A 20,673-nucleotide genomic window follows, 5' to 3' on the forward strand; every position below is an offset into this window, starting at 1 on the left:
ACGGCATCTTCAGCCCCGTCGATCCCGACCCGAAGACCCAGGAATTCGTCACCTTCTCGTTCTCACTCCCCGCCGAAGACCCGCTCCACGACCGCCTTGGCGCGCCGGGTGATCCGCATGTAGTTGTCGAGGAACTCCGAACCGTCGTCGGTCGGCCAGCCCGCCACCCGCGCGACCGCCGACAGCAACCGGCCGGGACCGGGCAGCTGATCGGTGGCCTTGCCCTTCACCAGCACCAGCGCGTTGCGGGCGGCGGTGGCGGTGATCCACGATTCGCGCAGCAGCGCCACGTCGTCGGGTTCGAGGATGCCCTCGGCCTCGACCACATCGAGTGACTGCAGGGTCGAGGTGTTGTGCAGGGCGGGCACCTCGTGGGCGTGGCGCAACTGCAGCAGCTGCACGGTCCATTCGATGTCGGCCAGGCCGCCGCGGCCGAGTTTGGTGTGGGTGGCCGGGTTGGCCCCGCGCGGCAGCCGCTCGGAGTCGACCCTGGCCTTGATCCGGCGGATCTCGCGCACCGCGTCGGCCGACACCCCGCCGGCCGGATAGCGGATCGGGTCGATGACGTGCAGGAAGCGCACCCCCAGATCCTGATCGCCTGCCACCTGGTGCGCGCGCAGCAGCGCCTGCACCTCCCACGGCTGCGCCCACTGGTCGTAGTAGGCCTGATACGCCGCGAGCGTGCGGACCAGGGCGCCGTTGCGGCCCTCCGGGCGCAGGCCCGCGTCGACCTGCAGGGGTGGGTCGGTACTCGGCGCGCCCAGCAGCCGCTGCACCTTCTCGGCCACGCCGATCGCCCACTTCACCGCGGTGGTCTCGTCCTCGCCGGGACGCGGATCGCAGACGAACAGCACGTCGGCGTCGGAGCCGTACCCCAGTTCCATGCCGCCGAGCCTGCCCATGCCGATCACCGCGAAGTCGGCGGGCGCCGGGGCGCCGCGCTCGGCCTCCGAGGCGCGGATGACCGCCCGCAGCGCGGCCTCGAGCACCGCGACCCACACCGAGGACAGCGCCGCGCACACCTGCGGCACGTCCAGCATGCCGAGCAGATCAGCCGAGGCGACCCTGGCCAGTTCGTGGCGGCGCAGCGAACGCGCCGCGGCCACCGCTCGGCGCGGGTCGTCGTAGCGGGCCGCGGCGGTCTGGATGCCACGGGCCACATCGTCGGGTTGCGGACCGAGCAGCTGCGGGCCGCCGGGCCCGTCGGCGTACATCCGGATCGTCTCGGGGGCATTGATCAGCAGATCGGGCAGGTATTCCGAGGAACCGAGCACGATCATCAGCCGCTGCGCGATGGCGCCCTCGTCGCGCAGTTCGCGCAGGAACCAGATCTGGTCGTCGAGGCCCTCCGAGACCCGGCGGTAGGCCAGCAGGCCCGCGTCGGGATTGGGGGTGTCGCCGAGCCATTCCAGCAGGGTCGGCAGCAGCAGCGCCTGGATGCGGCCCTTGCGCGAGACCCCGCCGGTGAGCGCCTTGAGGTGGCCCAGGGCGTTCTCCGGTGCCGCGTAGCCGAGGGCGGCGAGCTGACGGACGGCGGCGTCGGGGCTCAGGCGCAGCGCGTCGGAGTCCATCCGGGCCACGGCGTCGAGCAGCGGCCGGTAGAACAGCTTGGCGTGCAGGCGCCGCACCCGCACCGCGTTGCGGCGGATCTCGGTGTCGAGCACGCCCACGGCGTCCTGGCGGCCGTCGGGACGGATGTGGGCGGCGCGGGCCAGCCAGCGCATGCCTTCCTCGTCGTCGGCGGCGGGCAGGGTGTGGGTGCGCTTGAGCCGTTGCAGTTGCAGGCGGTGTTCGAGCAGGCGCAGGAACTCGTAGGAGGCGGTGAGGTTGGCGGCGTCGTCGCGGCCGACATACCCGCCCGCGGCCAGCGCCGCCAGCGCCTCGACGGTGTTGGTGACGTGCAGCGACTCGTCGACCCGCCCGTGCACCAATTGCAGCAGCTGCACGGCGAATTCGACATCGCGCAGGCTGCCCGCGCCGAGCTTGAGCTCCCGCTCACGCATGTCGGCGGGGACCAGATCCTCGACGCGGCGGCGCATGGCCTGCACGTCGGCGACGAAGTCGGGCCGCTCCGAGGCGGTCCACACCATCGGCATCAGCGCGTCGCGATACTGCTGCCCGAGCTCCAGATCGCCGGTCATCGGCCGGTTCTTGAGCAGGGCCTGGAACTCCCAGGTGCGCGCCCAGCGCTTGTAGTAGGCCAGGTGCGAGTCGAGGGTGCGCACCAGCGCGCCCGCCTTGCCCTCGGGACGCAGGGCCGCGTCGACCTCGAAGAAGGCCGAGCCCGCCACGCTCATCATCTCCGCGGCCAGCCGGGTGGCGGTGGCGTCGGCGGGTTCGGCGACGAACACCACGTCGACATCGCTGACGTAGTTCAGTTCGCGCGCACCGCATTTGCCCATCGCGATCACCGCGAGGCGCACCGGCACCTCGCCGTTCTTGCAGACCCGCGCCACCGCGACCGACAGCGCGGCGGTGAGCGCGGCGTCGGCCAGATCCGACAGGTGCATACCGACCACGGTGTAGGGCGGCACCGGCTCGTTCTCGACCGTGGAGGCCAGGTCGACGGCGGCCAGCAGCATCAGCTGATCGCGATACCTGCTGCGCAGCAACGCGATCGCCTCCGGCCCGGCGATCCCGGCCCGGAACAGCATGGGCCCGGCGTGCGGACCGGTCTCGGGTTTCGCGTCGACGGCGTCGAGCAGATCGGCGATCAGCTCCTCGCGCGGCGGAAGTTCCGGGCGGCGCAGGATCTTCCACGCGGCGGGCGCGGCGACGAGGTGGTCGCCGAACGCGGTGGAGGAACCGAGCAGCCCGAAGAGCCTGCCGCGCAGGCGCGTCTCGGCGCGGATGGCCGAATCCAGTTCGGCCCACCCGTCTTCCAGCGATTCGCGCAGCCGGATGAGCGTGGACAGCGTCAGATCGGCGTCGGGGGAACGCGACAGCGCCCAGAGCACGGGCACGCCGTCGACATTGTCCCAGCCGAGCTCGCGCAGGGATGCCGCCGCTGTCGGTTCGAGAAGACCTAGCCGGCCGACGCCGGGAACAGCGGAGCGGGCAGTCGGAGGCCGGACCATGCCGATAAAACTACAGGGTCCGGGCTACGAAGTCGTCACGCCGTCAGAGGCTCAGGTACTCCTCGAGCTCCCACGGGGTGACCTGGCTGCGGTAGTCGGCCCACTCCCGGCGCTTGTTGCGCAGGAAGAAGTCGAACACGTGCTCGCCGAGGGTCTCGGCCACCAGCTCCGAGCGCTCCATCGCCTGCAGCGCCTCGTCGAGGGTGCCGGGCAGCGAGCGGAAGCCCATGGCGCGCCGCTCGGCGTCGGTCAGGGCCCACACGTCGTCCTCGGCCTCGGGCGGCAGGGTGTAGCCCTTCTCGATCCCGCGCAGACCGGCGGCCAGCAGCACCGCGAAGGTCAGGTAGGGGTTGCAGGCCGAATCGGGGCTGCGGATCTCGACGCGGCGCGAGGAGGACTTGTTCGGCGTGTACATCGGCACGCGCACCAGCGCCGAGCGGTTGGACCGGCCCCAGGAGGCCGCCGTCGGGGCCTCGCCGCCGTGGATCAGGCGCTTGTAGGAGTTGACCCACTGGTTGCTGATCGCGCTGATCTCCGGGGCGTGCTCGAGGATGCCCGCGATGAACGAGCGCGCGGTGAGCGAGAGGTTGTTCGGGTCGTCGGGGTCGGCGAAGGCGTTGGACTCGCCCTCGAACAGGCTCATGTGGGTGTGCATGGCCGAACCCGGGTACTGGGAGAACGGCTTGGGCATGAACGTCGCGCGCACGCCCTCGTCGATCGCGACCTCCTTGATGAGGTAGCGGAAGGTCATCACGTTGTCGGCCATCGACAGCGCGTCGGCGTAGCGCAGGTCGATCTCCTGCTGGCCGGGGGCGCCCTCGTGGTGGCTGAACTCCACCGAGATGCCCATCGACTCGAGCGCGTCGATGGCGTGGCGGCGGAAGTTGGGGGCCGAGTCGTGCACGGCCTGGTCGAAGAAGCCGCCGTTGTCGGCCGGGACCGGGGCACCGTCCTTGAGATTGTTCTCCAGCAGGAAGAACTCGATCTCGGGGTGCACGTAGCAGCTGAAGCCCACGTCGGCGGCCTTGTTGAGCTGACGGCGCAGCACGTGGCGCGGGTCGGCCCAGGACGGGGAACCGTCGGGCATGGTGATGTCGCAGAACATGCGCGCGGAGTGCTGGTGCCCCTTGGAGGTCGACCAGGGCAGCACCTGGAAGGTCGACGGATCGGGACGCGCGACCATGTCCGCCTCGGACACCCGTGCGAAGCCCTCGATCGCCGAGCCGTCGAAGCCGATGCCCTCCTCGAAGGCGCCCTCGAGCTCGGCGGGAGCGATCGCGACGGACTTCAGGTAGCCCAGCACGTCGGTGAACCAGAGACGTACGAAGCGGATGTCCCGCTCTTCGAGCGTCCGCAGCACGAATTCCTTCTGGCGATCCATACGGCGAGCGTAAGCACCTGGCGTTAAATCCGTGTTACATACACGCGTGGGTTTGCGTTCCGATCGCGGTGCGCATGCCCCTCACCGGCCACGACGCCGCCCCGGGACCTCTCAGCATGTGAGATCGGAGGCGGGCGTGGTGAGTTCGACGAGGTAGTCGATGACCGCGTCGTCGAGGCAGCTGTCCCCCGCGACCAGCGCCGCGGTGTGCCGGTTGCCGCGGAAGGTGATCAGCTCGGCGCCCAGTTGCGCGGCCAGGTCGACGCCCGCCTGATACGGCGTGGCCGGGTCCTCGGTGGTCGAGACCACGACCACGGTGGGCAGGCCGGGGGCCGAGATGCGGTGCGGGGTGCTGGTGTTGGGGACCGGCCAGGACGCGCACAGTTCCAGCGGCGCGGCGCCGGTGCCCTTGCCGTCGTCGAGGAAGGGGGCGGCCTTGCGGTATTCGGTGTCCTGACGGCCGGTCACGGCGGGATCGGTGACGCGCGGGTCGTCGACGCAGCGAATGGCGTTGAAGGCGTCCTGGGTGTTGGCGTAGCTGCCGTCCTCGCGGCGGCCGTCGTACATGTCGGCCAGTTGCAGCAGGGTGTCGCCCTTGCCCTCGCGCAGTTCGAGCAGGCCCTGGGTGAGCACGTTCCACAGGTCGTCGGTGTAGAGGGCCTGCTGCACGCCGGTGATCGCGTCGCCGTAGCTGAGCCCCCGTGGGTCGGCGGTGGCGGCGGGAGTGGTCTCCAGCGGACCGACCAGTTCGCGGAAGCGGGCCACCGCCTGGGCGGGGTCGGTGCCGAGCGGGCATTCGGTGTGGGTGGCGCAGTCGGCGGCGTAGGCGTTGAACACGCCCTGGAAGCCCGCGGCCTGGCGCAGCGATTCCTGCACCGGGTCCTGGGAGGAGTCCACCGCGCCGTCGAGGACCAGGGCGCGCACGTTCTGCGGGAACTTCTCGGCATAGGCCGAGCCGAGGCGGGTGCCGTAGGAGTAGCCCAGGTAGCTGAGCTTCGCGTCGCCCAGCGCGGCCCGGATGACGTCCATGTCCTGGATCACCTCGCGGGTGCCGACGTGGGCGAGCAGGTCGGTGCCGGTGCGCTCGGCGCAGCGACCGGCGTACTCGCGGTTGTCGGCCTCGGCCGCGGCGATGCCCTCGGGGGTGTTGTCCAGCGGGGGTTCGGCGCGTTCGGCGTCGGCCTGCTGCGGGGTCAGGCAGACGATCGCGGGCAGCGACGAGCCGACGCCGCGCGGATCGAATCCGACCCGGTCGAAGCGCTCGGCCAGCGGGGTGCGGTTGCCGATCCCGACCATCGACAGGCCCGAGACGCCGGGTCCGCCGGGGTTGAGCAGCAGCGAGCCGATCTTGTTCTTGCCGGTCGCGGGGATGCGCGACAGCGCGATCTGGGCGGTCTCGCCGTCGGGTCGCGCGTAGTCGACCGGCACGGTGACCCGCGCGCACTGGGCATTGGGTGGCAGCCGGTCGTCGGGGCTGCCGTAGTCCGTGCACGAACCCCAGTCGACCTGCTGCTGGTAGAAGCGGTCCAGCCCGGCGGGCGGTGGCGGCAGCGGCGCGCTCGGGGTCGCCTGCTCGGCGGAGCATCCGGTGACGACCAGCGCGCAGAGCGCGCCGAGGGTGACGACGAGCCTGCCTCGCTGCACAGTGGCCCACCTTTCCGCGCCGCGGGGGCGCACAGCACGATGCGCCCGATCGGCGCGACAGGGCTCTGGTGTCACGGTAGCCGAGCCGCTGGTGTGACCGATCACACCGGCCCGGCCCCTTAAGCGGCCCCCGGCGCGGGTGGCACACTGGATTCGTCAGAAAAACCCGGGGACCCGCTACGGGCCTCGAGGAACCAGACGAAAGGGACGATGATGTCCGTCTCCGATGAGCAGTCCCCTGCCTACGGTGCCGCTCCCGCCGAAACCGCCTCGACCGAGCGGCCTCGCCGCAAGACTCGCGTCCAGCATCTGCAGCAGATGAAGGCCGAGGGCGAGCGCTGGTCGATGCTGACCGCCTACGACTACTCCTCCGCGCGCCTGTTCGAAGAGGCGGGCATTCCGGTGCTGCTGGTCGGCGATTCCGCCGCCAATGTGGTCTACGGCTACGACACCACCGTGCCGATCACCGTCGACGAGCTGATCCCGCTGGTGCGCGGGGTGGTGCGCGGCGCCCCGCACGCGCTGGTCGTGGCCGATCTGCCGTTCGGCACCTACGAGTCCTCCCCGCAGCAGGCGCTGGCCACCGCCACCCGCTTCATGAAGGAGGGTCAGGCGCACGCGGTGAAGCTCGAGGGCGGCGAACGCGTCGCCGAGCAGATCGCGCTCATCACCGCCGCGGGCATCCCGGTGATGGCCCACATCGGCTTCACTCCCCAGAGCGTGAACACCCTCGGCGGTTTCCGCGTGCAGGGCCGCGGCGACGGCGCCGAACAGCTCATCGCCGACGCCATCGCGGTACAGGAGGCCGGTGCGTTCTCGGTGGTCATGGAGATGGTGCCCGCCGAACTGGCCGGTCAGGTGACCCACAAACTCACCATCCCCACCGTCGGTATCGGCGCGGGCGCCGACTGCGACGCGCAGGTGCTGGTCTGGCAGGACATGGCCGGCTACACCAGCGGCAAGACCGCCAAGTTCGTCAAGCGCTTCGGCAATGTCGGCGACGAACTCCGCTCCGCGGCGGCCGCCTACGCGGAGGAAGTCCGCCAGGGCACCTTCCCCGGGCCGGAACACAGCTTCTGAGCTGACCGCACTCCGAACCCCGCACCGGCGACCTCACGGAGCGGGGCTAGGCGCTCCGACAAACAGCCGTGCTCCTGGCAGACTCGACGGCGACATTCGCCGACCAGTCATGAGGTATCGATGCATCGCCGCTGGATTTTCCGAACCGTCGTCTCGCCGGCCGCAGCGCTCGCCGTCGCGGGTCTGACCGCCTGCGGCGGTGCGCAACCCGCCCAGGACGACGCGGCGGCGACCACCACCGCCACCGTCGCGACCACCACGGCCGCCAAGCCCGGCGAGGTGACCATCAGCGACGCCGCCGCCACCGAACTGTGCGAGATGATCCGCCCCGAGCTGTCGAACTTCCGGGTGCAGGGCCCGACGCTGGGGCGGTTCTCGCTCAACGCGATGGTGCACGAGTGGGCGCTGCGCAACGGCGGGATCAATGGGCAGGTGCTGGCCGACAAGGCGATCGTCGACCGGGTCACCACCGCCGCCTGCGCCGAGGTCCGCACCGAGGCGCTCACCGCCCTGGAACTGCCGAATCTGGCTGCGGGACTGGCCTTCTGATGCGCGAGCTCTATCCCGGGATCGAGCCGTTCGAGGACGGCCTGCTCGACGTGGGCGACGGCCAGTCGGTGTACTGGGAGGTCAGCGGAAATCCGGACGGCAAGCCGGTGGTCTTCGTGCACGGTGGACCGGGCGGTGGCACCGGCCCGTTGCAGCGGCGCTTCTTCGATCCGGCGGTGTACCGGATCGTGCTGTTCGATCAGCGCGGCTGCGGAAAGTCGGTGCCGCACATCGCCGACGGCGCGAGCCTGGCGACCAACACCACCGCGCATCTGATCGCCGACATGGAACTGCTGCGCGCGCGGCTCGGGATCGAACGCTGGCAGGTGTTCGGCGGGTCGTGGGGTTCCACACTGGGCCTGGCCTACGCGCAGGCGCATCCCGAGCGGGTCACCGAGCTGGTGCTGCGCGGCATCTTCCTGTTGCGGCGCAAGGAGATCGACTGGTACTACAACGGCGCGGCGGGCAATGTCTACCCGGCCGAATGGGCGAAGTTCCTGGCTCCGGTACCCGTCGAGGAGCGCGAGGGCGACCTGGTCGAGGCGTATCACCGGCTGCTGCACGCCGACGATCCGCAGGTCGCGCTCGACGCCGCGGTGGCCTGGTCGACCTGGGAGGGCGCGACGAGTTCGCTGCTGCCGCAACCGGATCGGATCGCCGAGACCGGCGAGTCGCGCTTCGCACTCGCCTTCGCGCGCATCGAAAACCACTATTTCCGGCACGGCGGATTCCTCGACGAGGGACAGTTGCTGCGTGACATCGATCGGATCGCCGACATCCCCGGGGTGATCGTGCAGGGCCGCCACGACATCGTGTGCCCGGCCGTCAGCGCCTGGGACCTGCACACCGCGTGGCCCGGCTCGACGCTGCACATCGTGGAGGACGCGGGGCACACCGCGCACGAGCCCGGCATCACCCACCATCTGGTGGCGGCGACCGACGCGTTCGGGAAGCGAGACTGAATCATGGCGACCACGGCCGCAACCGCCCTGCGCAGCGCCCTGTGCGAGGACATCGACCGGCTGCTGGCCGCCGAACCGGACGTGCGCGCCGACGCCGACGACTCGGTGCACCAGATGCGGGTGGCCACCCGGCGGCTGCGCAGCGTGCTGCGCTCCTACCGCGCGCTGTTCACCGGCAAGCACGCGAAAGCCACCGCGCGCGAACTGAAATGGCTGGCCGATCTGCTCGGCGTGGCCCGCGACGCCGAGGTCCGCGCGGCCCGCTTCCGGACCCTGCTGCGCGACTACGACGAGGTCCCGGTCGAGGTGATCCGGGCCCTGGTCGGCGCGTCGCGGCACGTGTACGCCACCGGCCACGCCGAGATCCTCACGACCCTCGACGGCCCCCGCTACCGCCGCCTGGCCGACACGCTCACCGCGTGGCGCACCGATCCCCCACTCACCGACGACGCGGCGCACACCGAGGCCGTGGACGCGTTCGAGCGGGTACTGCGGCGCGACCGCGAGCACCTGCGCGCGCTGGTCCTCACCGAACCGGACGCCGACCCCGCCGACCGCGTCGAACTGCTGCACGACATCCGCAAGGGCGCCAAGCGTTTACGATATTCCTGCGATGCGGCGAGCCCGGTCCTCGGCGACGCCGCCACCGATCTCGGCGCACAGGCCAAACGCCTGCAGACCGTCCTGGGTGATCACCGCGATGCCGTCGAATCCCGCGAGGCCATCCAGGCGGCCGCCGCCGACCTGTCCCCCACCGGCGCCACCGTGTTCGAACTGCTGGCCGATTCCGAGGAAGCCGCCGCCGGGCAGGCCCTGGCGCGGTATCCCGCCGCCGCGGCCTTCATCACCGGAATCCCCTGACCCTGGCCCGGTTTTCAGGGCCCGCTAACCGGCCGGGGATGCCCGTGTCCCGGCATGTCCCCGGCGACGCACCGCCGTCACCACCGCCCACACGACGGTGGCGGGCAGGGCGATGACGAGCACGAGGATCGCCGGATACAGCAGCGCGGGCAGCATCATCCCGAAAGCGCCGAGCAGCAGGCCGACAGCGATCTCGCGGGCCCGGCCGCCGACCCGCAGCGCCACCAGCCAGCCGACGGCGATCGCCGCCCAGATCGGCATACTCACCTCCGGCAGGTCCATGTCGCCGCCGACCAGCGTGGACAGCGCGGCCAGGGGGAACACCACCGCGGCGGTGCCGAAGCCGTAGGGCCCGAAAGCTCGCAGCTGAACCGTCTCGTCGGTCTCGTTGTCGTCCATCCGTCTACCCCAGGATTCCGGCGCCGATACCGACCACCACATTCAGCCCGCAGGCGACCAGCAGCCCGAGCGCGATCCCGCGCGCGACCACCCGCCCGTCCCAGCGGCGCAGCAGCGCCGCCACGGGCACCGCGACGAGCACGCCGGTGAGCGAGCCGAGCGGCAGCGCCCACCGCTCCGGCAAGCCGGTCGTGCCGTCCAGCAACGCGCCGGTGACGAACGCCAGCGCGTACGCGAGCACGGCGAACACGGTCAGCGCGAGGGTCGCGCTCATCCAGTACCGCTGCTGCGGCGGAATCAGCGCGCTCATCCGAGCGGCATATCGCTCGGGGTGATCTTGCGGACCACCGGCGGATTGTCGGTGCCGCCCGCCTTGGTACCGGGCAGATCGTAGGTACCCGGATACCCGGGGCCCGGATCGCCTTCGGGGAACTGCTGGATGGCCTTGAACTTGTCGAAGACCTTCATATCCGAACCCGGGACCTCGTGGTGGAAGGGCAGATTCGCGACCGGTCCGTGTTCGCCGCCGGTCACCGCCGGATCGACGGCGATCTCCTTGACACTGCCGTCCTGCCGTTCCTGATACACCTCGAGGGAGGGGTAATCGGTGCGGGTGCCGTGCACGGTGACATCACCGCCGTTCTGGCCCGGCACGAAGACCAGGTCACCGTTGACCGTCCAGATGCCGGACGGATCGGGCGAATGCGGATTGCCCGCGTCGTAGTCCACGCGCACCGAACCGTCGGCGGCCTGCCACACCGTGGCGTCGGGCGCCTTCACGTCGACCTCGCCACTGGTCGAGACCGACGGATTCTGCCGCACGACGACGATGCCGTTCTCGTAGTCGACGTAGGTGGTCACCCTGGCGTGCTCGGGATCGAAGTTCGGATCGTTGGTCCGGTTGTCGCCCAGGTCCTTCGGCACATTGAAGACCTTCTCCTGCTCGATCCACTGCGAGGTACGCACCACTCCCTGCCCCGGCACCGGTTCGATGCGCACGACCTTGATCTCGGCGTCGACACCCTTGTACTTGGGGTCGGTGCTCTCCGGGTTCAGCGCCAGCGCGGTCTCCCAGTCGACATTGCTCGACGGGTCGCGGCCGAAGACCTTGCGGAATGCCGCCGCCGACGCCTCGCGCCGGGCCGAATCGTTCATCGGGGCCGGGCTGATCGGGACCTCGGCCTGGATCGGCGAGTCGCCCTCGGGCAGGCCCGCGAAAGCCTTCTCGACGGCGCTCGCCACCGATTCGGCGGCGGTACGCGCGGATTCGAGCGCCTGCTTCACCGAGGCGGTGGCGGCGTCGGCGTCGGCGTCGACCTGTAGCGCACCGGCGGCGGTCGTGTAGGACGAGGCGTCGGGCAGCTGGGAGAGCAGGGTCTGGTGCGTGCTCGCCGACAGGCTGACGGTGCCGTCCTCGGCGACCGTGTAGCCCTTGCCCTCCGCCGAGCGGATGGCGTCGGCCAGCGCGGTGCGGGCGGCGTCGAGGCTGCCCGCCCCCGACCGCGCGGCGGTCGCACCGTCCTGCAGTGCGGTGAGGAACGTCCTGGTGGTGGTGCGCCGCTGCTCGTGCGCGGTGCGCATGGCGTCACCGGCGCTGCCCTGCCAGAAGTCGCGGCTCGCGTCAACCGCGCGATGACTCGCGTCGTCGAAAGCGGTGAGCTCGCCCGCCTGGGCCGACCAGGTGTCACCGCGTGCGGTGAGCGTGGCCGGTTGCCAGGCCAGTACCTGTGTGGTGGTGAGTGTTCCCGTCGTCTGCTGCGCGCCGACAGTCATCGTGCCCCCTGTTGTCCTCCCGGAACCCCTTCGGCGGTCACTATAACCACGGGCACCGACAGGTGGGCGGTGACGATCAGTCCCCGTAGGCGAAGGCGATCGTGCGGGTCGCGGGGTCGGCGGCGGTGAGACGGACCCGGACGGTGTGCCCCTCGGGTGGTGCGCCGGTGCAGCGGGCCAGGATCGGTGGGTCGGCGACGAAGATCTCGGCTTCGCGCGAGCCCTCCGCGGCGCGCAGGACGACGGCGTCGAAGGGGGTGCCCAGCCGGGGGCGCAGCACGGTGGCCTCGGTCAGGTCGACGCAGGCACGGTCGACCTTGCCCGCGACGGCGTCGGTGCGGCGCATGGTGTCCACCGCTGCCCCGAGGCCGTCACGGACCCACCCGGGGACCTCGGTGCCCGCGCAGTGGGCCAGGCAGATCTCGGTGGTGAAGCTCGGCCAGGCGGCGCAGCGGGGCGGTGACGTGGGCGTAGGGGGCGCCGATGGCGCTGTGGGTCAGGCGATCCGGGCTGGGGTCGTCGAGCTCGGCGAGCAGGGTGTAGCCCGCGCCGCGCAGCAGCGAGGTGGCCTCCGACATCAGTACCAGCGACTCTGCCGAGTTGGCGTCGAGCCCGGCCAGGAACCGGCCCACCGGCATCCCCTCGGGCCAGGCGACACCGAGGGCGGCGGCGGTGCGGCGCATCGACTCGACGGCGCCCGGTGGGGGCGGAGGCATGGTGCGCAGCAGGCCCAGCGGAGTTCCCTTGTGCTCCAGCATGATCCGGGCCGCGCACAGGCCGGTGAGCAGGGAGACCTGCTCGTTCCAGTCGTCGGCCTCGGTGCGCGGTTCCAGCTCCAGCCGCCAGTTCCCGCCGTCGCGGACCACGTCCTGGGCGGGCAGGCGCAGCGAGATGGCGCCGCGGTCGAACCCGTCCTCGACGCGCAGCTTGCCGAACTCGGGCAGCGCGGCGATCGAGGGATGCGGGGTGCCCGCGTCAGCGTCGGCCTGCACGCGCGCGTAGTCCAGCCGCTGCCGGGAGCGCACCAGCGCGCGCGTCACGGTGACGGAGCGGGGAATGGCGGCCGCGTCGAGTTCGATCGTCCACAGGGCGGCGGGCCGGTCGCGGCCGGGCAGCAGGCTGGCGGCGTCCTCGGACAGCACCGGCGGATGCAGCGGCACGGTGCCGTCGGGAAGGTAGAAGGTCTGGCCGCGGGCGAGTGATTCGCGGGCGAGCGCACCGTCCGGCACGATCACCGCGCCCAGATCGGCGATGGCGTAGTGCAAGGTGAAGCCGGTATCGGTGCGGACGAGATGTAGCGCCTGGTCCAGATCCATGGCGCCGGGTGGGTCGATGGTCACGAACTCGATGTCGGTCCGGTCGACCCGGGTGCCCGCGAACGCGTCGACCGCGTCGCGGGCCTCCGAGACGGCCTCGGCCGGATAGTCCGAGGCCAGCCCGAATTCGGAACGGATGGCGCCGAAGTCGACCGGCGCCGAGACGATCCGCGGATGGAGTTCCATCCGTGCAGCGTATTACTGCAGCGCCAGCATGGTGCCGTTGAGCTGGTCGAACGGGCCGTACACGGTGAAGGTGACCCGGCCGTTGGGCACCGACGAGGACACCGCGGCCGCGGCGTCGAGCGCCTGACCGAACGAGGCCGCCGACGGATGCGGCAGACCCGCGACGGTCAGGCCGAACCGGGTCTGGTGGACCCAGGCGGTATCGGCCGGGCTGAGGTCCACCTGGACCCCACCGGAGAGCGGGGTCACCGCGACCGCGCTCGCCGAGCCCGCGCCCAGCGAGGTGAGAACCGCAGCGGCTCCGGCGATCAGTGCACCGGCGACAATGGAACGAACTACCCGCATGTGAATGTGACCTGCTTCCGCGATCGAATGTGTTGGACTCGCCACGATCGGCGGCGAGACGGACCGACGGCGAACACTCTATGACCTCCCTCACGTTCCCGGCGAGTTCCCGCGCATATTCACCGACCCGACACACGTGCGGCGGCAGTTGTTACTGTGTCGGCGGCACCCCCGGCAGACGCCGGGGCCGTGCAGCACCCACTTCGATAAAGGGGAGTTCCGAGCGTATGTCGTCGCTGCTTTTCGATTACCTGTTGCCGATCCTCGGCCCGGACCAGGCTGCGTACTGGGCCCAGCTGCTGGTGATCAACCCCGCATAGCTGACGCCTAACAGATCTTCGACCTGTCGCCTCCCGTTCATCCGACGGGAGGCGGCGCGTTTTCCGGGCCATTAGCATCCCGCCTCGTGAGTAGAACTACCGCCGCCCTCGCGGCCAGTGCCACCGTCTTCGCCCTGCTGCTGGCCGGCTGTGGCGACGATTCCGCGGCCACCGAGTCCGCGCCGACCACCACCCCCGCCGCCACCGCCCAGCTCGACGCGAGCAAGGCGGGCATGTTCGTGGTGAGTTACCGCAACGCCTTCCCGAAACTGGCCGAGGGCCGCGACGACGCCGCGCTGAGCGGACTGCTCTCGAAGACCTGTGGTGACATCACCGCGGGCAAATCCAAGGACGACGTGGTCGCCGGGATCGAGAAGAACGCGACCAACGGCACCACCACCGCGACCACCCAAGAGGCGCAGGCGATCTACGAGATGTCCAAGTTCATGTGCTGAGGCCGACGCACACGAGGCGGCGCTCCCCGGGTGGGGCGCGCCGCCTCGGCTGTGCGGGCGGACGAGCCGGCCTGTAAGCCGGATCCTGTCCCCGGTTCGCACCGGGGGGCGACCATCCATCTGGACACACCGTCGCCGGGTGCCTCGAGCGGTCCACCCGCAGGCTCGGGCGAGCAGCCCTCGAACACCTGCGCAGCCGCACCGCGAGGTGCGACCTTCGACCTTGCTCCGGGCGGGGTTTACCTAGCCGCCCCGGTCACCCGGGGCGCTGGTGCGCTCTTACCGCACCGTTTCACCCTTACCGCGCATGCGCGCGGCGGTTTGTTTTCTGTGGCACTGTCCCGCGGGTCGCCCCGGGTTGCCGTTGACAACCGCCCTGCTCTGTGGAGTCCGGACTTTCCTCGGCCACGGGCAGCGGCACTGTGTACCCGTTCCCGTCGCCGCGGTCGCCCGGCCGACTCGTCCGCAGTGACAGCCTACTCGGTACGGTTAGCTCTCATGGAACGTGTCGACGTCAGTTTCCCCTCGGGTGACCAGCAGTGCGCTGCCTGGCTCTACCTGCCCGACGGTGCGCCCCGGCCGCGCCCGCTGGTGATCATGGGACACGGGCTGGGGGCAACCCGCGAAATGGGGTTGGATCGGTATGCGCGGCGGTTCGTCGCGGCGGGGATGGGGGTGCTGGCGTTCGACTACCGGCATTTCGGGGCCAGCGAGGGCGCGCCGCGCCAGCTGCTGCACATCGCCCGCCAGCGCGAGGACTGGAAGGCCGCGATCGCCTACGCGCGCAGCATCCGTGGCTTCGACGCCACCCGGATCGCGTTGTGGGGCACCTCGTTCGGCGGTGGCCACGTGCTCGCGGTGGCACCGGATGACGACTACATCGCCGCGGTGGTCGCGCAGGTGCCGTTCACCAGCGGCTGGGCCTCGTCGATGGCCAAGGGCCCGATCAGCCTGACCAAGGTGGCCACCCTCGCCGCCACCGACCTGCTGGTGGGCCCGATCCGGCGCAAGCCGATCGGCATCCGGCTGGCCGGGCGCAAGCGCTCGGCGGCGCTGATGAGCGCCTCGGACGTGCCCGAGGGCTACGGCAGGCTGGCCGAGGAGAGCGCGACCTACGAGCCGAAGGTCTCGGCGCGCGTGGCGTTCTCGACGCTGTTCGACGCGCCGGGCCGCCGGGCCAAGGCGGTGAAGGTGCCGGTGTTCTACGCGATCGCCGAGCACGATTCGATCGCCCCGCCCGCCCCCACCCGCAAGGCCGCCGAGCGCACCAAGCACGCGGTGGTCAAGCAGTATCCGGTCGGGCACTTCGACGTCTACTTCGACGACGTGTTCGAGCAGGTCGTTCGCGACCAGACCGACTTCCTGGTCTCGGTCCTGCGCCCCTGAACGAGACCGGGGGCGCGGCAGCCTCGTTCGGCCGCCGCGCCCCCGGTGGGGTTCGCCGGTCAGATGGGCTGGAAGCCCGCGCCGACACCGCCCGCGCGGTTGAGCACATCGAGGATGACCTGGATGGGCTGGAAGTAGGCGGGCGAGTGGATCGGGTTCGCGCCGCCGGTGCACGGGACGTCGAAATCGATCGGGCCGAGGCCGGTGAGCCTGCCCTGGTTCATGCCGACCAGACGATCGCCGACCACGACCGGGCCGCCGGAATCACCGGGCTGCGAGCAGTACTGGTTGATCGAGGTGCCCTCGAGCTCACCCCACACCACACCGCAGCTGCGACCGCTGGTCCGGCCGTCCGAGCACACCGTGGTGCCGGGGGCGGGCGCGGAGCCGATCCCGGCGACGGTGGTCTGGCCGACCGTGCGCACCGGCAGCACCTTGGCGGCGTCCAGTTGCAGCACCGCGAAATCCAGGTATTCGCCGTCGTCGGAGAAGGCAACGGTGCCGATCACGCCGGCGTGCAGCGCCTGCTCGGCGCCGACCTTCGCCCCGGTCGGGGCGCAGTGCCCGGCGGTGATGCCGACCAGCCTGCCCGCGTTGTCGTGCCCGATGGTGGTCAGCGAGCAGCCGGAGTTGTTGTCGAAGACGATGCCCGAGGCCGCGCCGAGCACCACGCTCGGGTCGGCCGACACGCTACCCACACCGGCGGATGCGGTGAGCGCCCCCGCGATGGCCGCCGCGAACGCCGCCATCCGTAGAAACCTCATCAAGTACCTTTCTCGATGGCCGCGGCATTCCGCGCGCCCGTGAACCTTTCGGGTGCGCGCGCGTGATCGTTACGCAGGCCGCAGGCCAGGGCCGACCGTACCCCGCGGGGGTGGGCGCGGCTAACCGGCCAGGTACGAGGTGTCGTTGACCAGCCGCACCGAGGCGCCGCCGTCGGGATAGAACTCGGCCACGCACAGCGAGGCCAGGTCCAGGTGCAGGCGGTACAGCAGCGACGGGCCGACGCCCAGCGCCAGTTGCAGCAGGGTCTTGATCGGGGTGACGTGGCTGACCACCACCACGTTCTGCTCCGGATACAGCGCCACCAGGTCACGGCGGACGGCCTCGATGCGCTCACGCACCTGGTCGAAGCTCTCGCCGCCGGGCGCGGACAGCGACGGGTCACCCAGCCAGGCGCTGTGCAGCTCCGGGTCCCGCTGGGCCGCCTCGGCGAAGGTGAGTCCTTCCCAACTGCCGAAATCGGTTTCGGTGAGTCCGTCCAGGACGCGCACGGGCAGGCCGAGCGCAGTGGCCGCGGCGTCGGCGGTGGACCGGGCGCGCTGCAGCGGCGAGCTCACGACAGCGGCGATATCGCCCTTGGCGGCCAGCATCTTCGCCGCGCGTTCGGCCTGTTCGCGGCCGAGCTCGGTCAGCGGCGGGTTGCCGCGGCCGGAGTAGCGGCGTTCCACCGAGAGCGCGGTCTGGCCGTGGCGCAGCAGCAGCAGGCGGGTGGGCCTCCCGACGGCGCCGGTCCAGCCCGGGGACGACAGCGGCTGGGCGGCGGTGGTTTTCGCGGGATCGGTGACGGCGGGCTCCTGGTCGCCCGGTGCGTGTCCCGCCGCCACGGCCTCGCGGACCGTGCCGACGAGCGCGCCGTCGTCCATCGCCTCGTTGGCCAGCCGGTCGGCGTGGGAGTTCTGCGCGCGCGGAATCCAGGTGAAGTTCACCCGGTCGAACCCGGCGACGAGCGCGCGGGCCTGTTCGGCGAGCGGGATCATCGACGCGTGCTTGACCTTCCAGCGTCCCGACATCTGCTCGACGACGAGCTTGGAGTCCATCCGCACCGAGACCACCCGCGCACCGAGTTCGGCCGCGGCGGCCAAACCGGCGAGCAGACCGCGGTATTCGGCCACATTGTTGGTGGCGACGCCCACGTACTCCTTGCGCTCGGCCAGCACCCGCGCGCGGTCGGTGTCGAAGACGACCGCGCCGTAGCCCGCCGGGCCGGGATTGCCGCGCGAGCCGCCGTCGGCCTCGACGATCACCTCGGTCACCGGCACGTCAGAGCCCGGATTCCTTGGTGCGCACCATGATCGCGCTGCACTCGGGGCAGCGCAGCACCGCGTCGGGGGCGGCCTTGGCGATGCGCTGCAGCTCGCCGCGGTCGATCTCGATCCGGCAGGCGCCGCAGCGGCGGGCCTGCAGCAGGGCCGCGCCCACACCGTGCGCCGCGCGCTGCTTGTCGTAGACGGCGAGCAGTTCGCCGGGGAACAGGCCGATCAGCCCTTCGCGGTCGGTCTCGCAGCGCTGCTGGGCCACGGCCAGGTCGGCCATGGCCTCGTCGCGCAGGCGTTCGGCGTCGGCCAGGTCCTGTTCGGCCTTGCTCAGCCGGGCCCCGGCGTGATCGTGGTCGGCGGCCATCGCCTCGCGCTGTTCCATCACGGTCAGCAGCTCGTCCTCGAGAACCGAGCGGCGCCGCTCCAGGCTGCCCAGCTCGTGCTGGATCTCGGAGAGCTGCTTGGCCGCGACGGTGCCTGCGGTGAGCATGCCGCGGTCGCGGTCCTCCCGCTTGCGCACCGCGTCGACCTCACCCTCGAGCTTGCGGATATCGCGATCCAGGTCGTCGATGCCGATCTCCACCGCGACGGCGGCGTCCTTGTAGCCGGTGCGCTCGGCCGCCAGCCGGGCCACTTCCTGCTGTTCGGGCAGCGCGGTGCGGCGATGGGCGATCCGCGTCAACTCGGCATCGACGGCGGCGAGCTGCAACAGCTTGGACTGGACCGACGGTTCGACATTCAACGCGCACGAACTCCTGAACACGGTGGACGGATGGGTTGGTCAACCGTACCGCGCCGAGGGGGGTGGTCATGCCAGGACCCGAAGGACCCGGGTGTGGGAGGGAACCGATCGCGGCCCGCGAGCGTCCAATACGGTGTGACCTCCTCGACTACCGCCACAGACGTGGTCCTGCCCTTGCGCCCGCACAGGTTCGATCCGCACGGCGAGCAGCGACAGCTCCAGCTGACCTTGGCCAAGGCGCTGCCGTCGGTGTGTCCCGCCCACGGCCGACCGGCGACCGGGCCCCGGGACGAGTACCTGCGGTTCTGGGGCAAGCCGGGGGCGTATCGCCAGGAGGGATTCGGACGCAGGACCTTCGAAACGGTGAAGAGCCTGATCCTCGGCAAGCTGGTCGAGGACTGCAACGAGCCGACGGCGCTGATCAAGGCCTCCTGGCCCGCGTGCGGGCGATGCGCGGCGCGGCACGACACCCGCGTCAAGGCACTGATCGCCTACTACGTGTGCAGTCTGTTCCCGCTGGTGCTGGGTGTGGGCCTGTACTTCGCCGCGCCGTCGTCGTTCGCGCTGCTCACCGGGGCCGCCGGGCTGCTGGTGCTGACCCTCGCGGTGGTGCTCGGGCCCACGGTCTTCGCTCGGATGGACCGCTATCTCGCTGCCTCGATCGCGCCGGACGCGAGCGCGGTCACGCTCCGGGTTCACCCCGACTTCGCGCTGGCCTGGTCGAGGCTGAGCTGAGCCCGCTGACACGGGGCGGTTGTCCGGCGCCGTCTCGTGGTTCGGCGCTCACAATGGGTCGACGCGACTTGGTGGGGTCGCCCGGATGCCCGCTGCACGATGCGGCCGAACACACCCAGGTACCCGTCGTGGGGTGGTGAAGACGTCGCGCGGGCGTCGGGCCGGTCAGCCGGTGACGGTCCAGGGGTCGGTGCGCAGGGTGGAGACGCGGGTGGTGAGGGTGGGGAGGGCGGCGCGGACGAACTGTTCGGCCTGGGCGCACCAGGGGAACTCGGTGGCCCAGTGGGCGGCGTCGATGATGGCCGGGCCGCCGCGGCGCAGGTGTTCGTCGACGGGGTGGTGGCGCAGGTCGGAGGTGAGGTAGGCGTCCACGCCCGCGCGGATCGCGGCGTTCAGGTACGAGTCGCCCGCGCCGCCGCAGACGGCCACACGCTGGACGAGGCGGTCGGGGTCGCCCGCGGCGCGCACGCCCCAGACCGTGCGGGGCAGGCCCGCGCCGACGCGCTCGGTGAAGGCGCGCAGGGTTTCGGGTGCGGGCAGTTCGCCGATGCGGCCGATGCCGAGCGAGGACGGCAGGGGCGCGCGTTCGGTGACGTGGTAGGCCGGTTCCTCGTAGGGGTGCGCGGCGCGCAGGGCGGCCAGCACGGCGAGGCGCGAGGTCGGCGGGGCCACCACCTCCACCGCGTCCTCGGTGACGGTCTCCACCGTGCCGATCGCGCCGATCGCCGGGTTCGCGCCCGCGACCGGCCGGAACTGGCCGGTGCCGGAGGTGTACCAGGCGGCCTCGCGGTAGTCGCCGATCGCTCCCGCGCCCGCGGTGAACAGGGCCGACATCAGTGAGGCGGTGTGGGTCTGCGGGACCTGGATGACCCATTTGTCCACCGGCACCAGCGGTTTGGGGTCGAGCGGGCCGGTGACGGTGAGGCCCACGGCGGCCGCGAGCGCGTCGGAGACACCGGGGTCGGCGGAGTCGGCGTTGGTGTGCGCGGAGAACAGGGCGCAGCCGGAACGGATCAGGCGGTGCAGCAGCGCGCCCTTCGGTGTGTCGGCGGCCACGGTGTCGACCCCGCGCAGCAGCAGCGGATGGTGTACCACGAGAGCCTGTGCGCCCCAGCCGATCGCCTCGTCGACCACGGCGGCGGTGGCGTCGACGGCGAAGACCACCTTGGTGATCTCCTGGGTGGGGTCACCGCAGACGAGTCCGACGGAATCCCACGACTCGGCCAGCTTCGGCGGATACGCCGCGTCGAGCACCCCGATCAGTTCGGCCAGGTCGGTCACCACTGTCTCCTTCGCTCCACCCGAGTTGCCGTCATGGTCGCACGCCCCGAATCCGGTGCGCACCAAGCATGGTCGACCGCCTGTCCAGGGTCCCCGGTGCCCCGCCACAGGGACCGACCGGGCCCACGCGAGCAGGCGGGAC

Annotated in this window: 18 protein-coding genes, 1 other RNA gene and 1 pseudogene; 7 read left to right on the forward strand and 13 right to left on the reverse strand. The window is 71.2% G+C overall.

Features of this window, described 5'->3' with window-relative positions; all coding sequences use genetic code 11:
• Positions 1–62 precede the first annotated feature (62 nt).
• From ACWEMY_RS12730 to ACWEMY_RS12740, 3 genes are all read right to left on the reverse strand, one after another.
• Positions 63–3,077: a bifunctional [glutamine synthetase] adenylyltransferase/[glutamine synthetase]-adenylyl-L-tyrosine phosphorylase gene (locus tag ACWEMY_RS12730; protein WP_452390141.1), complete on the reverse strand. Its 3,015-nt coding sequence runs from the start codon at positions 3,075–3,077 to the stop codon at positions 63–65.
• Positions 3,078–3,120: 43 nt separating this feature from the next.
• A complete protein-coding gene (glnA, locus tag ACWEMY_RS12735) occupies positions 3,121–4,458 on the reverse strand; it encodes a type I glutamate--ammonia ligase (RefSeq protein WP_452390142.1) in 1,338 nt (445 codons plus the stop codon).
• Positions 4,459–4,569: 111 nt separating this feature from the next.
• Positions 4,570–6,102 carry an alpha/beta hydrolase gene (locus ACWEMY_RS12740; protein ID WP_452390143.1) on the reverse strand — a complete coding sequence of 511 codons (1,533 nt, stop codon included), beginning with the start codon at positions 6,100–6,102 and terminating at the stop codon, positions 4,570–4,572.
• Positions 6,103–6,315: 213 nt separating this feature from the next.
• Here ACWEMY_RS12740 and panB point away from each other — a divergent pair, with 213 nt between their 5' ends.
• The 4 genes from panB to ACWEMY_RS12760 all read left to right on the forward strand — a co-directional run bounded on the left by panB (position 6,316) and on the right by ACWEMY_RS12760 (position 9,554).
• Positions 6,316–7,182, forward strand: coding sequence for a 3-methyl-2-oxobutanoate hydroxymethyltransferase (panB, locus tag ACWEMY_RS12745; RefSeq protein ID WP_452390144.1), 867 nt, complete (start codon positions 6,316–6,318; stop codon positions 7,180–7,182).
• A 120-nt stretch (positions 7,183–7,302) separates the two neighbouring features.
• The gene (locus tag ACWEMY_RS12750; protein ID WP_452390145.1) at positions 7,303–7,731 is read left to right on the forward strand and encodes a hypothetical protein; all 429 of its coding nucleotides are present in this window, start codon (positions 7,303–7,305) and stop codon (positions 7,729–7,731) included.
• Entirely contained in the window at positions 7,731–8,693 is a 963-nt protein-coding gene (gene pip / locus ACWEMY_RS12755; protein WP_452390146.1) for a prolyl aminopeptidase, read from the forward strand. The genes ACWEMY_RS12750 and pip overlap by 1 nt, the downstream gene beginning before the upstream one ends.
• A gap of 3 nt (positions 8,694–8,696) precedes the next feature.
• Positions 8,697–9,554, forward strand: coding sequence for a CHAD domain-containing protein (locus ACWEMY_RS12760; RefSeq protein ID WP_452390147.1), 858 nt, complete (start codon positions 8,697–8,699; stop codon positions 9,552–9,554).
• 24 nt (positions 9,555–9,578) lie between these two features.
• On the opposite strand, the gene ACWEMY_RS12765 is transcribed toward ACWEMY_RS12760, so the two are convergent.
• From ACWEMY_RS12765 to ACWEMY_RS12785, 5 genes and pseudogenes are all read right to left on the reverse strand, one after another.
• Positions 9,579–9,953, reverse strand: coding sequence for a hypothetical protein (locus ACWEMY_RS12765; protein ID WP_452390148.1), 375 nt, complete (start codon positions 9,951–9,953; stop codon positions 9,579–9,581).
• Between the two features lie 4 nt (positions 9,954–9,957).
• Positions 9,958–10,263 (reverse strand): hypothetical protein, encoded by a 306-nt coding sequence (locus ACWEMY_RS12770; protein ID WP_452390149.1) that lies wholly within the window; start codon positions 10,261–10,263, stop codon positions 9,958–9,960.
• A complete protein-coding gene (locus ACWEMY_RS12775) occupies positions 10,260–11,726 on the reverse strand; it encodes a WXG100 family type VII secretion target (protein WP_452390150.1) in 1,467 nt (488 codons plus the stop codon). The genes ACWEMY_RS12770 and ACWEMY_RS12775 overlap by 4 nt, the downstream gene beginning before the upstream one ends.
• Positions 11,727–11,802: 76 nt before the next feature.
• Positions 11,803–13,228: pseudogene (locus ACWEMY_RS12780) on the reverse strand (RNB domain-containing ribonuclease).
• A 12-nt stretch (positions 13,229–13,240) separates the two neighbouring features.
• Positions 13,241–13,573 (reverse strand): hypothetical protein, encoded by a 333-nt coding sequence (locus ACWEMY_RS12785; RefSeq protein ID WP_375935922.1) that lies wholly within the window; start codon positions 13,571–13,573, stop codon positions 13,241–13,243.
• A gap of 406 nt (positions 13,574–13,979) precedes the next feature.
• On the opposite strand from ACWEMY_RS12785, the gene ACWEMY_RS12790 reads away from it, so the two are divergent.
• Positions 13,980–14,348 (forward strand): hypothetical protein, encoded by a 369-nt coding sequence (locus tag ACWEMY_RS12790; RefSeq protein ID WP_452390151.1) that lies wholly within the window; start codon positions 13,980–13,982, stop codon positions 14,346–14,348.
• Positions 14,349–14,406: 58 nt separating this feature from the next.
• Here the strand turns inward: ACWEMY_RS12790 and rnpB are convergent.
• Positions 14,407–14,810, reverse strand: an RNA gene (gene rnpB, locus ACWEMY_RS12795) — RNase P RNA component class A.
• Between the two features lie 36 nt (positions 14,811–14,846).
• On the opposite strand from rnpB, the gene ACWEMY_RS12800 reads away from it, so the two are divergent.
• Positions 14,847–15,734, forward strand: a complete 888-nt coding sequence (locus tag ACWEMY_RS12800; protein WP_375935928.1) for an alpha/beta hydrolase — start codon at positions 14,847–14,849, stop codon at positions 15,732–15,734.
• 59 nt (positions 15,735–15,793) lie between these two features.
• On the opposite strand, the gene ACWEMY_RS12805 is transcribed toward ACWEMY_RS12800, so the two are convergent.
• The 3 genes from ACWEMY_RS12805 to ACWEMY_RS12815 form a co-directional block, all read right to left on the reverse strand.
• A complete protein-coding gene (locus ACWEMY_RS12805) occupies positions 15,794–16,483 on the reverse strand; it encodes a S1 family peptidase (protein WP_375935931.1) in 690 nt (229 codons plus the stop codon).
• A gap of 135 nt (positions 16,484–16,618) precedes the next feature.
• Complete coding sequence (locus ACWEMY_RS12810; protein ID WP_452390210.1) at positions 16,619–17,770, reverse strand: bifunctional RNase H/acid phosphatase; 1,152 nt, start codon at positions 17,768–17,770, stop codon at positions 16,619–16,621.
• A gap of 7 nt (positions 17,771–17,777) precedes the next feature.
• Entirely contained in the window at positions 17,778–18,515 is a 738-nt protein-coding gene (locus ACWEMY_RS12815) for a zinc ribbon domain-containing protein (protein ID WP_452390152.1), read from the reverse strand.
• 135 nt (positions 18,516–18,650) lie between these two features.
• Between ACWEMY_RS12815 and ACWEMY_RS12820 the strand changes: the two genes are divergently transcribed.
• On the forward strand, positions 18,651–19,250 hold the full coding sequence (locus ACWEMY_RS12820) for a hypothetical protein (protein WP_452390153.1): 600 nt from the start codon (positions 18,651–18,653) through the stop codon (positions 19,248–19,250).
• Between the two features lie 165 nt (positions 19,251–19,415).
• Here the strand turns inward: ACWEMY_RS12820 and ACWEMY_RS12825 are convergent, their stop codons facing one another.
• A complete protein-coding gene (locus ACWEMY_RS12825) occupies positions 19,416–20,531 on the reverse strand; it encodes a Nif3-like dinuclear metal center hexameric protein (protein WP_452390154.1) in 1,116 nt (371 codons plus the stop codon).
• Positions 20,532–20,673 lie beyond the last annotated feature (142 nt).

This window comes from Nocardia sp. NPDC004415, assembly GCF_053602435.1.